Source organism: Virgibacillus kimchii (assembly GCF_055379185.1).
Genome location: NZ_AP043951.1, coordinates 790,789 through 805,198, shown reverse-complemented (window position 1 = coordinate 805,198; position 14,410 = coordinate 790,789). Strand labels below are relative to the sequence as shown.

General features: G+C 35.8%; 8 protein-coding genes. All 8 read right to left on the bottom strand.

Going from position 1 to position 14,410, the window contains the following annotated elements:
- Positions 1 to 117: 117 nt before the first annotated feature.
- Entirely contained in the window at positions 118 to 1,626 is a 1,509-nt protein-coding gene (gene tnpC / locus ACZ42C_RS04065) for an IS66 family transposase (RefSeq protein ID WP_461183808.1), read from the bottom strand.
- A 136-nt stretch (positions 1,627 to 1,762) separates the two neighbouring features.
- Positions 1,763 to 2,119, bottom strand: coding sequence for an IS66 family insertion sequence element accessory protein TnpB (gene tnpB / locus ACZ42C_RS04060; protein WP_461183806.1), 357 nt, complete (start codon positions 2,117 to 2,119; stop codon positions 1,763 to 1,765).
- Positions 2,113 to 2,439, bottom strand: coding sequence for an IS66 family insertion sequence element accessory protein TnpA (tnpA, locus tag ACZ42C_RS04055; protein ID WP_461183807.1), 327 nt, complete (start codon positions 2,437 to 2,439; stop codon positions 2,113 to 2,115). Before tnpA ends, tnpB begins: the two co-directional genes overlap by 7 nt.
- A gap of 2,729 nt (positions 2,440 to 5,168) precedes the next feature.
- Positions 5,169 to 5,510, bottom strand: a complete 342-nt coding sequence (locus tag ACZ42C_RS04050; RefSeq protein ID WP_461181685.1) for a hypothetical protein — start codon at positions 5,508 to 5,510, stop codon at positions 5,169 to 5,171.
- 1,299 nt (positions 5,511 to 6,809) lie between these two features.
- A complete protein-coding gene (locus tag ACZ42C_RS04045) occupies positions 6,810 to 8,081 on the bottom strand; it encodes an AlbA family DNA-binding domain-containing protein (RefSeq protein WP_461181686.1) in 1,272 nt (423 codons plus the stop codon).
- A 1,088-nt stretch (positions 8,082 to 9,169) separates the two neighbouring features.
- Complete coding sequence (locus ACZ42C_RS04040) at positions 9,170 to 9,592, bottom strand: PH domain-containing protein (RefSeq protein ID WP_461181687.1); 423 nt, start codon at positions 9,590 to 9,592, stop codon at positions 9,170 to 9,172.
- Between the two features lie 181 nt (positions 9,593 to 9,773).
- Positions 9,774 to 10,637 carry a 5'-3' exonuclease gene (locus tag ACZ42C_RS04035; protein ID WP_461181688.1) on the bottom strand — a complete coding sequence of 288 codons (864 nt, stop codon included), beginning with the start codon at positions 10,635 to 10,637 and terminating at the stop codon, positions 9,774 to 9,776.
- Positions 10,637 to 14,278 carry a dynamin family protein gene (locus ACZ42C_RS04030; RefSeq protein ID WP_461181689.1) on the bottom strand — a complete coding sequence of 1,214 codons (3,642 nt, stop codon included), beginning with the start codon at positions 14,276 to 14,278 and terminating at the stop codon, positions 10,637 to 10,639. The genes ACZ42C_RS04035 and ACZ42C_RS04030 overlap by 1 nt, the downstream gene beginning before the upstream one ends.
- Positions 14,279 to 14,410 lie beyond the last annotated feature (132 nt).

Sequence of the window (14,410 nt, the reverse complement as noted above, 5' to 3'; positions counted from 1 at the left end):
AATATAATCTAGTTAGCTCAGATTATTTCTGGGCTTTTTCCATGTTCTATCAATTTTTATCTTCGTAAGCGTAAAATAGTCCACACCTATTTTTCAGATGTGGACTACTGTTATAATTTATTTAGATTTATTAGGAACGCGGCATTCATCAGGGAGTGAAGCGGACCACGGCAGAAGTCGAGTCAACTGCACTTCATCTGTCGTATCTATATTGGGAAGTTCCTCAAACAGGTAGCTGAGGTAGTTAAATGGATTCAGTCCATTTTCCTTGGCCGTCTCCACAACACTATAAATGATCGCACTGGATTTTGCTCCTTTTGCGGTATTGCTAAAAAGCCAATTTTTCCTTCCGATCACAAAAGGCTTGATGGACCGTTCAGCTCGATTGTTATCAATCTCCAATCGGCCATCCTCCAAAAATGCCTCTAAACGTTCCCATTGGTTACGACAATATTTGATGGCTTGACCAAGCGCACTTTTTGGCAGTACGCGTGGTGTTTGCTCTTTCAACCATGCCAAAAAAGCCTCCAGCACTGGCTGGCTGCGTTCCAAACGCTTTTCATAGCGTTCTTGCGGACTTTTGTCCTTTAAATCTCGTTCAATATCAAAAAGCTTATTACAGAAGTCCAAGCCTTCGTTTGCCTTCACAGCCGTAGTGGCTGCGGATTCAGGAAGAGCCTTGAGTGCTTCTGTGAATTTGCGCCGTGCGTGCGCCCAACACCCAACAAGGACAACGTCAGGAAGCCCATTGTAGCCGGGATAACCGTCTACATGCAGGTAGCCCTGGAAGCCTTTCAGAAATCGGCGTGGATGTTTGGCCGCCCGTGTTTGCTGATAATCGTAAAGAACGATGGGTACATCAGTATGCCCTGAGCGATATAGCCACATGTAGGAGGTGGATGTTGCCGGCCGTTCCGGCTCGGATAAAACTTGCAGTGTCGTCTCATCCGCGTGCATCGTATCCAATTCCAATAGTTGGGCGTGCATTTTGTTATAAATGAGCTCCAGCCATGTGATGGCACCGTATACCATCCAATTGGCCAGTGTCTGCCGTGGAATGGATACACCGAAGCGTTCCAGGTGTTTCTCTTGCCGGTAAAGTGGCATGCCCTCTACATATTTTTGTGTCATGGTGTAAGCCATGGCGGATGGAGAGGCGAGGCTCCCAGGAAATACTGGCTCCGGCATCTTCGCTGTCACAATAGGTGTTTCAATTTCATGGCGTTCGCAATGCCGGCAGCTATATACGTGGCGCACGTGTTCAACGACTTTTACTTGCGCAGGAATGATTTTTAATTCTTTACGCACTTCCGTGCTCATATCGTGAAGATTTCCTCCACAGCACGAACAGACCTGTTCCTCATCGGATAAACGATATTCGATCGTTTCCGTAGGCAGGTTTTCCAGCTTTTGTTCACGCTGACCACGCTGTTTCTTGCGTTTATATGTAATCGTTTCGACAGTTGGTTCTTCCACCGTCGTGTCAGTAGTATCTTCGGCCTCATTGAAAAGAGAGAGCTGACCTGAATCGGTCTTCTCACTGGAAGATCCAAATCTGCGTTGTTGGCTCAAACGAAATTGTTCTTCGTACCATTTTAATTTTGCCTCCAACGCTTCTTTTTCCATCTCAAGCTTTTCATTTTGCGCTTTATAATATTCAATTGACTGGGTTGATGTATGCGCTGTTTTTTCCATAAAATAAGTATACGATAAAGAATTCGACTTGCCTAGTCGAATTCCCGTATTCCTATATTTCAATCTTTTAAATAATGGTACGCGCTTTCACCTCACGGTGTGCCTGCCTTTGTTCAATTGGCAAACCATCCAGCAGCCAGCGAAGCTGACGAGGACTGATATTCATAGGTGCTGTGTCCTTTTCTGATGGCCAATGGAATGTTCCCTTTTCCAACCTGCGATAATGCAGCCAAAACCCATTGTGCTCCCACTGCAGGATTTTTAACTTGTCACGTTTCCGATTACAGAACACGAACAAACAAGGAGAAAAGGGATCGAGGTCAAAGCATTCTTGAACAATCACCGCCAGACCGTCAATAGACTTACGAAGATCTGTGCTTCCGCGGGCCAGGTAGACACGCTCAAATTGTAAGTTTGTCAACATTGATTTCGCAGGACATGGATGATATCGGATAGTAATCCAACATTGGCTCCTGGTCGCACTTCGACAGAAAGAGCATCAAAGTGGATAAAGATAGGTCCTTCTCCTTTGGAAGAAATATTTTCCTCTTCCACCTGGACGGCGAGCCATTGTGTTGGTTCCTGTTCAGAAAGATTTTCCTGGTTCTCGAATCGCTGGATCCAATAATACATCTGGTGGGCTTTGATTTCATGATCCCGACACCATTCGGCTACACTTTGCCCGCTATCTTTCCAAGCATCATACCGCGCTTCCCATTCTATTCTCTTGTCTTTTAGAGTCATCGCATAACCTCCTGAATTCATTTCTAAGAAGATTATCGCATGGATGACTTTCTGATTCTATGTGTGTTTTATTTGACGCTTACTTATCTTCTTCTCCCTCTTTCTTCATTCTCTCCAGTTCTCCAACATCTAAAACTACCCTTATTTTTGATTACAACAATCACATTAACAGTTAAACTCTATTCTTCTTTTTTAATCAATTTTCCATTTAAATTCGTCCATCTCACTGAAACAATAGGGAAAAACATTTATTTGAAGGATTGATAATGAGGATTAATTATTATTTTGATTGGTTGAATGAAACGATGAAAAAATTGGGAATAAATCTTGAGCCGGTAATATTCTTCAAATAACTGAAAATAATAATTGCAAGAAATAAAGATGGATGAAGAATTAGAAGGGATAAAATAGTCTCCGTTGTTCCCGCATAAAACAGCTTTTTTGTCTATATTATTCTTTTTCTAAAAAATTTTAAATTAAAAGAAGGTATGACAATTATATTATGTAAAATATATAGTAACGCAACTAATAAAGAGAATAAACGTAGTTTGCGTTAGTGAATGAACAGGGTTTAGAAAGTATTTTTTACTAGAAGTTTTCACCTGTTTTTAGCCATAGTATATTTTTAAAAAGATGTTTTCAAAAACAAATAATTGCTTTAAATAAAAGACGTTAAATGTTCTGGCGGGTTTTCGTATTCTCCCGCGGCCACGACTTGCCATCGTGTGATAGCCCGTTAGAGGGGCGTTATACTCCCAGAGTGTCTTTTTTAGACACATATCCCGTGCCTGTTGCGAAAGCAAGGTGGGTGAAAATATACGTTGTGGTGGCGTGACCGGTAAAGCAGGACCTGGGCGGTTTTTTCCTTGATTATTCGGAAAAGTATTTTCATATTAGTATGACTGTTAACTTGAGAAAACAACTTCATTTTCTACCCTTTTCGCAAGGGGTAGTTATGCCAAGCAATAATTATAAAAAACTTATTATCACATAACATCAAAATAATTCATTTTAACAAATGTTGTCATAATCTAATAAAAAATTACTTACAAATCATTAGCTTATTTAAAGATGATTGGAACAACATTTGACTAATACATCAATAATAGTAAAAGTTCAAGTGCGTTGGTTTTCCAACAAAAAAGTTCAAGTTCAAGTGCAAGGACAAATCCTTCCATGCAATGAAATACTATTAATCAGGTGCTTTCAATGTCGAAATAAACATTCATTACCCAACCGTTTGAACATTAATCGTTGTAATTACTCTGATTAAATTATCATTGAAAGAAATAATGATTGGAATGTAAATATCGAATCAAAAATAGTGTGAAATGAATGTTATATTCATCATTGTTTATGCAAACCATTCATTCAATAAATATATTCTTTGCTTCAATCAAAATGGCAATTAATAAAACCATTATAATCACTCCATGAAGAAATCTTCTTATCAATAAACAGTTTCATTGCAGCATCAATGATTCTCATTCAACAATTGATTATAACAATCACAATTAATCATATTTCCATAATACTTCTTATATAATTTCATAACAACGATTCATTAATAAACATTTCATCCAACAATACTTCCATTTAAATATATTCAATAAGAAATTCAACTTCAAAATAACTCTTGAAGGAGAGACTATATAATTTTTTCACAAAAAATAATGCATGAAGTAATAAATAAAAAACCCGGAATGTTTTTTATTCTTCTTCTCTTCTCTGTTTGTTTCAAATGATTTTATCTACAATGGTACTTCTACACTTTTTTCATATTATGTTGTTGATATGTCAACTACAGAGAAATAAAATTTTGACTACGTATTCTTTTCATGTAGCAAAAAGTTCAAATTTGTATTGGGAGAAATAAAGGAACTTCATCATCATCTAAACCAATCACACAATAAGTTTTATGATATGATTTCTAAATTCCAGTACAACTACGACATAAATGCATTAATCGCCGGCTGGGATAATATGAAGGAAAGAGTAATTGGTTTCGAATTGCCATTGACAGATATAGATACACTACAAGATACAATTAAATTATTATTGATTGATATATTAGAGGGCTTCGAAAATAAATTCGAAGAAAAGATTAGGCAACAGAGCTAAGATTGGAGCAAAAAATAAATCCTTATTCTGTTCTCCCTCCTTCTCTCAAAGTATTAATTTTGTCAATGGATGCTACTTGTAAAATGGGACATTCATATCTGTTTTGGCATACTTAGTTGGTCCAGTGCTGACTTTACATTAATATTAGAATTAAGAAATGAAGGCACACAACAGTAATAGTAAAACAGGCAAGTAGGAAATGAAATTTTCTATTGGAGACGACCTGGAAGGGAAATGATTGTGCGAAGAACGAGGAGAGAAAAAAGAACCAACCGAGACAGATTAATTCTCCTTAACATGGCATATTACAATTAATCGATAAAAAGTTTTTGCAGGTGAAAATTGATGAGTATATTTGTCGTCTCTAGTCCGTCCATATTCATCCTGCTACTCATTACACTTGTAGTAAACTTAATATATACCAATCTAGGAATAATGTGAAACAAGAGTTGTGTTGGTTGGAACAGGGTAATAAAAAAATGGCTTGAATAATGCTATTTTAACATGTCAGTGTTTGCATTTTGCGCATATTTACATCGGGAAAGTTAGTGATATTTTCCCCAGACTTTCTTATCCGGGTCATGCTTTTTTGACTGAATAAGATATGCTTATAGAAGAAGATGTTTCTTTTTAATATTTAACAATAATGTTATTTTAGCACTACGGGTATCATGTGTACTACTTGATAGTATACTCTCGTGTATCTCCACACCTTCTCCCTCTATTATGATTCTCTTTTTATGTAAGCTGCTTATGAGTTTATCTGCATAATTATTTAGCCAATTAAAGCTATCAATACTTATTCCTATCGATTCGACAAAATCACTCATGAAAAATTCTATATTTCTATAATCGCTTCCTTGCTCATCTGCTACTTTAAAAGCAAATAGAATAAAATTATATTCTTCATCTGTTAAAGTATTTTTTATTACTAGTTCATCATTACTCACTAACCTTCTCTCCCTTCAATTTACTCCTTCTTGCATCTTTATAAGCAAATTGTATCATAATATCGAGTAGTTGGTTTCATTTATCTACGGAATTTAGGATGAAACAAGAGATACACGCCGAGAAAATTGGATTAGCTGGATGGAACTGGGAAGGAATAAGTAAAAGCTCTACATCTGTAATTTGCAAAGGGACAATTGGTAACAAACGGCGCATGCAAATCCCCAACTTGATTAGAAATAATTAAACCGTGTACATATTCTGATTGTGAGTTTCATCAAACTTTTATGGACATCAAAGCATTTAATAAATTATTCTTAACTCTTTGTTTGTCCTGGTTATTTCTGTTATTTAATATTCAAGTCAATAAAAAAGTATGTAGGAGAAAATTAATAATATTTATCTTACAATACAAGCCACTACTTATATAGTTCGAAACTGATTTTAATGCTGTCAAAAATGATTATTTCTGTACACTATTCGTGACATTACAATAAGAATAATTGTGGGTCATATAGAGTAGTAATCACACATGTAGCCAATATATAATGTTAATTGATTTCACATAACATTAATTATGCCTAATTAGAAGCTTGATTTAAAGTTTTTATGTATAAACGATAGACAACCGTAATAAATTCGAATTAAAAGTCAATTAAACATAATTAATACAAAAGTAAATGCAGTTGTGATAATTTTTTTTAATATCACCTTAACAATATATGTCTTATACATATAGAATAACTATATATGTGCACTACATTTATAATTAATGTATTTCTATTTAATAAAACAATGGCATTATCGAAAGTCCGTAGTATTATTTACTAAATTAAACGTTAAAACAACAATTGTAATGGGTAATTGATTATCGCATATAAGGCTACTTATGCGGACTTTTAAGCCAGTTAGTTCGGAATAATGAGCCACCTTCTGCGGACATGACAGCCAGTAGGCTAAATCGAAATAATCTCTTGTATAATAAAAAAGCATGCGAAGAAACACGGCTTTGAGCACCTGTGACTTGGTAACGATACCTGGTGTTTTTGCACTAATAGAATAGAAATATTCATCTTAATTATTCTCCGGAGTATTTACTAATCTATATATACAATTAGAATACTTCTATTCACCAAAAGTGCGTAAGAACCAATTTAGTTTATGAGTTACACTTGAACCTGCACTTTCCTCTTCGTCCCAGTAGTAGATGTACTGGAACTAACTACACTTTCCGTTATATTTGTCGAATACTCATGGATATCAAAAATTACAATGACGTTAGTGTGATTTTTAGCATTATTTCATATTTCCGAAAAATATAGGTAGTCTACTAAAGCTAAAATCCTTTGAAATAAATAATTATATTGACCTTTTTCAAATGGATAACATTCATTGTATATTTTAGATAATGCTAGTTGCACTTGATTAAATTCAACAGTAAGTATATCTAGGTTAGAAAAAGCCTCAAGAAGAGTTCTAGCTTCCTCTTCATTTGAATAATCTATATCTTCATTGTTAAGAAATCTTTGGTAAACATCTTTTCTTAAAGGGGCACGTGGAGCATTATCATTTAGTGAATACTTTTTAGTACTAGTCTCAATAGTATCGAGTTCAACTCTTTCTAGTATATTTTCATATCCCCAACTTGTTGACTTGATATTTTCAAGTTCTTCCTTGATTTCCTTTTTTGAATTTCCTAGTTTTCTTAATAAAAACCATATAGGATAATATTTGGACTGTCCCTGTGAAATAACTTTAATATACTGTAACGGGTCAATAACACTAGATAAATTTAAAAATGCTTTATATATATCTTCACTTTGTAGAACCATTGGCTGCTTAATGATTTGAGCCTTAGTATCGATTTCTCCCTTTAGTTTTAATGCTGGAGCCCCGTCTTTCCTTATAGAGTATTCGTCAATTATTTTTAGTTCGGATAGTAATTCCTCGTCAATTATTACCCTGTTACCAGCGAAATTTATCTCTCCATCATCCAAGTTCATGAAGCCAACCTTATCAATTCCTACTTTTGAAATATTATTTAAGAGAGTAACCCATTTTTCTCTTTCCTTCTTAATTCGGTCGTCAATTATTTGTCTTAAATCACCTGCTGCTATTTTTGTTGACCTTGAATTATATCTAAAATAAATATCATTTTCCTTCATTGAAAAGCTATCTTTAGTACAAATAATTGGTTTGTATGCTGCCTCAAAAACTCTGATTATACCTATTTTCTTCCCATTTAAATGATATGCGTCTCGAATAAATCTAATTTGTTGATTAAAATTATTATTTATTTCATTACTAATTTCTGCATCATCCACAGAATCAAAATTTGTAATGCCAACAATCGTTCGGGGAGAATCACTTATGCCAAAGATAATTAATCCACCAATTGTATTCGCAAATGAACCTATTGTTCTAAGGTATTTAGACCTAGTTTTCTTATCTGACCAATCAAACGTTTTTTTAAATTCAATTCTAACTCCTTCTCTCCGATTTAGAATGTTACCATCAACATTAGAAAAAAACTCGTCCAATTCTTCAGTGGATAATCCATCTAAAAAATTCATTAGTAAAACCCCCAAACAGTTCTATTTATTCACATATATTCTACCATAAATAACCAATATTTTAAGGCCGGGCATCGGTCAGACCCTTACAGTTCATCGATGGTACCATCATGTAGGGAGTAATCTAAATAAATCTACTCTTTACATTTGAATATAAAGCGCACAAAATAGATATATAGATATGGATGAATTGTTAGCTTTGATATAATTGGGAAAGAACTGGGAGATTCACAATTTAAAGAAAAGCACTACAAAAATTTAATATTATTATTTGTAATACTATAGACCCTTCTGTTATAATGATAATTAAAATAATTTTGAGTAGATTATTAAATATAATTTATATGGACGTTCCCTATAAATTACAAAGTCGTCCTAATAATTATGTAAAGTTGTACATAATTTCGTTCTCCGCAAACCTCAATAAATATTATGTAAACTAGAAAAAGAAATTAATAAATTTATAGTTCTCCCCTTTAATTTCACTGTTAAAATTGATTTTTTTATCCTTCCTTGTTAACTTCACGTATTATTTATCCAAAATAAAAAAGCTACTAAAAAGTAGCTTCTTATCATCATATTCCCTTCTTATTCAGGAATCATTTCATCATGAATCTCCATCTTGTTAACAAAGAGCTGCAGCGATACACAAAATACGCTATACACCAAAATCCAAATCATAGGGCTCGCCTCCTGTAGTAAAGTTCTTTACACCAACAGAATAAACTGTATCATTGTGACAGAATCCAAATGACGTTACTGCTTCTATTATGACGTGTAAATACCCAACATGCTTTATGAGTAAAGATTGTTGGGTTTAGACATTGGCATAGCATCTTCTATTCGTTTCTTAGCCGCATTATCCACCAGATCAATGGCAGGGATATTACGGCCAGGAGGTGTTCCTCTGTCACAATTATTTATCTTTCTGTTACTTATATTATATCAAAAAGGATGCTTTTATAAACGTATTTATTGTTGTTGTCGAAAAATAGTCACTAATTATTATCATTTCTCACATGCTCTTTTCTTTACAATCACATAAGTTTGCAGTAAACGGCTTTTAATTTCCGACCGGATTTATACGCTTACTTCCTTAAATCTCTCAGTTGCTGATCAAGTACAATGTCCGGATTAATCTCAAGAAGCATTTTGATGAACTTTTGTTCATTTTCCGGAGATATTCTTACCATATCGTATTTACTGTAATCAATTTGAATACGATCCGAGGACAAGGCCGGTGCCGCAGCTATTCTGCTTTTCTTTTTCCTGATCCTTATAATATCCTCAATCGGCACCGTTTGCCGAATGGGGCCATAGCGTATTCTAATTTTGTTATCCGTAATGCTATAGTCCGTCCTAAACCAAAACCACAAAAGAAATAAGGCAAGCGGCAATATAATGAGTGAGGATAATGGGTTCCCTGCCATAGCCGGAATAACAACCCCGACCAATGATACTCCCCATAAAAGGCCTGTATTCCAGCCGTCTTTTTTAGAGGGAAATCGCATGATTCATGCCTCCTGTATTTTTCCCTTTAGCGGGAAATCCGTATTATATTTTTACAGTAAATTGTATCCCGTTAACTATATATGAATGACAAAAGGCCGGGATAAAAGTATCTAACTCTAAATGAGTACATTATTTAGCAGGTGCTGCCCGCCCTCTGTCAGAAATTCAATAATAGAAATGCTACAATAAGTTACCGAGGTTTTTAAACTCCAGCTCATTAAATTTGCTTTCTACTTTTGCTTTATCATATTGCCATACTGCTGAATTTAATTCACAGCTGACAGGAACGTCACACTTTATTTCCGCAAGATTTCTCGATAAATGCAGCATATCCAGATTTGCATTTATTTTATTTTGTATTCCTTTAGGCAGCTGGTCGATATGTTCGAGCAACCCGTCAATGGTTTCATACTCCCGAATCAGTTTTAGGGCGGTTTTCTCCCCTATTCCTTTTACGCCGGGATAATTGTCGGAAGCATCCCCCATTAACCCCTTCAGATCAATCATCTGTTCCGGGTAAATGCTCTTTTTCTCATAGAAATTTTCCGAGTTAAATACTTCATAATTTCCTTGTCCTTTTCGCATGATGGCCACCCGGACATTTTCCCGGACAAGCTGCAAAATATCCTGATCTCCTGTTAAAATTGTAACCTCATTCTCTGTGGAATACACTTTAGCCAGTGTACCTATACAATCATCCGCTTCATAATTATGAATCCCGACGTTCGGAATATCAAAAGCTTCAACCACTTCCTTTATAAGATCAAATTGGGGAACAAGTTCTTCGGGCGGTTCCGAACGATTTTGTTTATAGCCTTCATACAAGTCGGTGCGAAATGTTTTACTGCCCATATCCCAGCAGCATACAACATGTGTTGGCCGGAATGTATCAACCGCGTTAAGAAAATAGCGCATAAATTGATAGATTCCATTCGTCGGAACACCTTTACTTGTTTTCATAAAATTTCCCCGGAATGCCGTGGCAAAAAATCCACGGAATAATAAAGCCATTCCATCCACTAATAATACCTGTTTATTCTCCATTATTCTCTGTCTCCTATATTCAGTACAAGTATTTCCTGCAATACTTGTTCTTTTTCTTTCACCATCTCCAAATCAACCGGTTTGGATAACATTTCAATATAATGATCCATATGGTTATTTGCATTTTCTTTCACTTCTTCTTTCATTTCTTTAACCAAGCTGGTCCATTGATCATTATAGTTTATTTGCATTATTAATTTATTCGCATTTATATATTCCCCGGCAAGCGGCTCTATTTTATCGTACAGTTTTTCCTTCATTATTTCTTTCTCATTTTTTTCAAAGAAAGCTTTTGTACCTTTAAAATTCGATAAAATTTTGTGAAAAGATTTTACCTCATAAGAGATTTTCTTATGATAGGATGGCGTTTCCAGCTCCTTTATTTCAAAATCAGCGAACGTAAGTGATTCATCAATCTGAAGGCATTCATCCGATAACGCATCATATAGATCCTTTGCCATCATGTTCATTTCATTTTCCACTCTTAATGAGACTGCCTGCAGCTCCTGAAGTAATTCAAAAGCTGCGTAATCAATCAGATTTTCCAGACTTGTCTGCAGTTGTAATTGCCCCTGTTTGCCGGATGCTGTAATGGTAGTGGGATTGAACATTTCCTTGAACATATCATGGAAGCGAATCGATAATCTTTCCATAACATAGTATAATTGCTTCTCCACTTTCTGTTGAATCTGATTTTCATATACTTTTGTGTCTGCACCTGTAATGGCTTTATTTATCATCTCTTTTTTTGCTGTCAGAGACACTTTTAATGCTTCTTTTTCTTCCTGATCCATATTTAGGGAATCCAAATAATTCCTTGTATGCGAATGAAGACGCTGCAGGTCCCATACTGCTCCATTTACTGTTAAAGCAGTTATATCATAATGGATAAAATGGAAGAATGCCGTTTCAAATTCAGTCATTTTACGGTTTAATGTTTGTTCTTCCAATTTATTTTTCAAGGACTGTTTGCTGGATACAGGGTACAGCCGTGGAAAACGCACTCCTAATTGCACTAATTGATCTTCGGCATAATTACTTACTAACTGCAGTTCCTGCTCATCACTTGCCAGATCAGCAGCATTAATGATGAAAAACATTTTATCCATTTCGAACGCTTCTTTTACACGTCCCAGCTGCATAAGAAAGTCTTTGTCCGCACGTGACAGTGCGTGATTATAATAAGTTACATATAGAATGGCATCTGCATACTTAATGTAATCAAATGCTGCATTGGTATGCCTTGCATTTACTGAGTCTGCACCAGGTGTATCCACAAGGGTAATTCCCTGTTTTGTAACAGAACAGTCATAATATAAATCTATCGATGCAATATAGCAGGCTTTTGTTTCGTCTGTTACATATTCACTGAATGTATTCAGGTCAATGGTTATCTTATTGCCTATATTTTCTTTTGCTTCATGATAGCCATTAATAAGGGCCCGTATATACGATTGATATAGATGGTTTAAATGTTCATGCTCATAGATTTGATTGCTTTCTGCCCAATCCAGCAATTCCTCGAATCCCTGAACGGGAGGCGAGAATTTTTTTGTGATTTCCTCGATATCCTCAAGCAGCGTCTCCTTACTTTTTAATGTGACGACAACAGTTCCGTGCGCATATTGATCTGTGACCGGATTAATACGATTGACGGCTGCCGTTGTCGGATTTGGCGACACCGGCAGCACTTTATCTCCCATAAGCGCATTTGCAAAGGATGATTTGCCTGCACTAAAGGCCCCAAATAAAGCAATCGTATAAGAACGGTTCGTTAACCGGCTTCTTTTTCGCTCCAAATCATGGATAATTGTTTGAAATCCCGGCAGTTCCTTTACTGTATCTATTGCCTTGTCGATACGTTGAACCACCTGGTCTATCGAATGGGTATAAGCTTTTTCTGTTTCGGGTTCGGGGCCAGGTGTTTCCTCTTCTTTATCCAATTTAGGTTGAGTACGGTAAAAGTCGGTAACCACTTTTAAGGGGCGTTGTCTGTTTACCTTTTCTCTTTCAATCAATTCCCACGCTGTTTCACTGGCTGCCTCCAATTCCAGCAGAAGATCAACAGCTGCTGCTTTTTCCTTCAGTTCCTGCTCCAATTCAGCTTTCACTTGTTGTTTATTCTGTAATTGCTCCAGTTGGCGAATTTGACCTTCAAGAACTGTTTGTCTCTTTTTATTTCTGTCCTTAATCCCAGTCGAAATTTCCTCCCACAGTTTACGGGACTTTTGCTTAAATCTATTTTTTATGTCCGTTGAAACATCATTCGTATAGTTTAATACAAAGTCTCCATTTAATTTGGCTCCGGGTTTTATTAACTTAATCAGATCAGCTTCCGTATACTCTACACTCAGTCGCTGAACTTTGTTTTGCAACAGCGAATCATTTTCTGTATATTTATTTAATAATGCCGTGAATTTATCACGCAGTCTCCATTGAATGGATGCCTCTATAGTTTCCTGAAGAGAACCAATGAATGCCTGCAGTCTCTCCTCTTTTTCCAGTTCTGTTTTCTTTTTACTGTTAAAAAAACCTATTTTAAAATCACTTTGCCTGGATTCCAAAAAACTTGCTGCTTTCTCCCTCAAACCGGCAGGCATCAGATAAGCATTTTTTAAGGTTTGCTGTAGTTCATGGTGAAAATCTTCCCGGAACGTTAACAGGTCGGCATCCATCTGATCCAGGTCCATTTTCAATGTTTCAATTTGCTGCAAATCCAGATCTTCTCCCCGCAGGTCATAAGGTGCTATTTTCTCTTCATATTTGTTTTCGAGAAAGCGTTTGTGGGCTTCAATCACATTACCTGCAGCTTGGTCGACACCCGTAAATGTTTCTCTTTCCTCTCCCATTATTTTAGAAAGTGTATTTTTTATTGCAGATAATTCGTTTTGTTTCATGGAAGGGGCGAATAAAGACGAGTAAAAGATATTTTCCGGCGATAACTTCCATTGATCAAACGTTTGTTTAATACTTTTTTCGAATTCATGAAAAGACAACTCGGATTCATCATGTTTATCAATTTGATTGATGATCACATAATAAGGGATGTTCTGTTTTTGCATCTCTTGCAGAAATTTTAAATTGACTTCTGATTGAACATGGTTATAATCCATCACATAAAAAAGCACATCAACCAAATGCAATGAAGCTTCTGTCATTAACCGGTCTGCATCATCGGCTGCATCGATTCCCGGTGTATCCATTATTTTGCAGCCATCAGGGATCATAGGCTGAGACGTACTGATCTCTATCCTTTTAATAGCATCCTTATCCTTGGAATATTCCTTAATCATCTCTATGTCATAAGGTTCCTTATATTCGATTGGATCCTGTCTGTGAAAAAAGACGCGTGCCGCTCCCCCACCCGAAGAGATTTCCACAATATTAGCACTGGTTGGGATTGGACTCTTCGGCAGGATATCAGTTCCCAGCAAATAGTTAATAATCGATGATTTCCCTGCTGAAAAATGCCCCGCAAAAGTAATAATTGTTTCTTTCTTATCCAGCTTTTCAAACAGTTCAACAATTTTTGTAGCGTTTTCTTTGTCTTTATTTTCAATCATCATTTGATAGAGCGAAGCCAAATGATGCAACTTTACATCATTTAACCCTGTTTTTTCTTTCAATATCACACTTTTCATGTCCCTTCTCATATCCTCTGTCAGCGTCTATTATACGAGACTTTACATGCTTTTTCTACCATTAATTTTCTTGTTGTATTATCTAATTGCCGGATAAAAGAAAATACCAATCATAGTAACTGATCGGCATTC

Excerpts from the sequence above, each read along its gene's own strand:
- tnpC (WP_461183808.1), bottom strand. The coding sequence starts at position 1,626 with ATGGAAAAAGAAGCGTTGGAGGCAAAATTAAAATGGTACGAAGAACAA.
- tnpB (WP_461183806.1), bottom strand. The coding sequence starts at position 2,119 with ATGTTGACAAACTTACAATTTGAGCGTGTCTACCTGGCCCGCGGAAGC.
- tnpA (WP_461183807.1), bottom strand. The coding sequence starts at position 2,439 with ATGACTCTAAAAGACAAGAGAATAGAATGGGAAGCGCGGTATGATGCT.
- ACZ42C_RS04045 (WP_461181686.1), bottom strand. The coding sequence starts at position 8,081 with ATGAATTTTTTAGATGGATTATCCACTGAAGAATTGGACGAGTTTTTT.
- ACZ42C_RS04040 (WP_461181687.1), bottom strand. The coding sequence starts at position 9,592 with ATGCGATTTCCCTCTAAAAAAGACGGCTGGAATACAGGCCTTTTATGG.
- ACZ42C_RS04035 (WP_461181688.1), bottom strand. The coding sequence starts at position 10,637 with ATGGAGAATAAACAGGTATTATTAGTGGATGGAATGGCTTTATTATTC.
- ACZ42C_RS04030 (WP_461181689.1), bottom strand. The coding sequence starts at position 14,278 with ATGAAAAGTGTGATATTGAAAGAAAAAACAGGGTTAAATGATGTAAAG.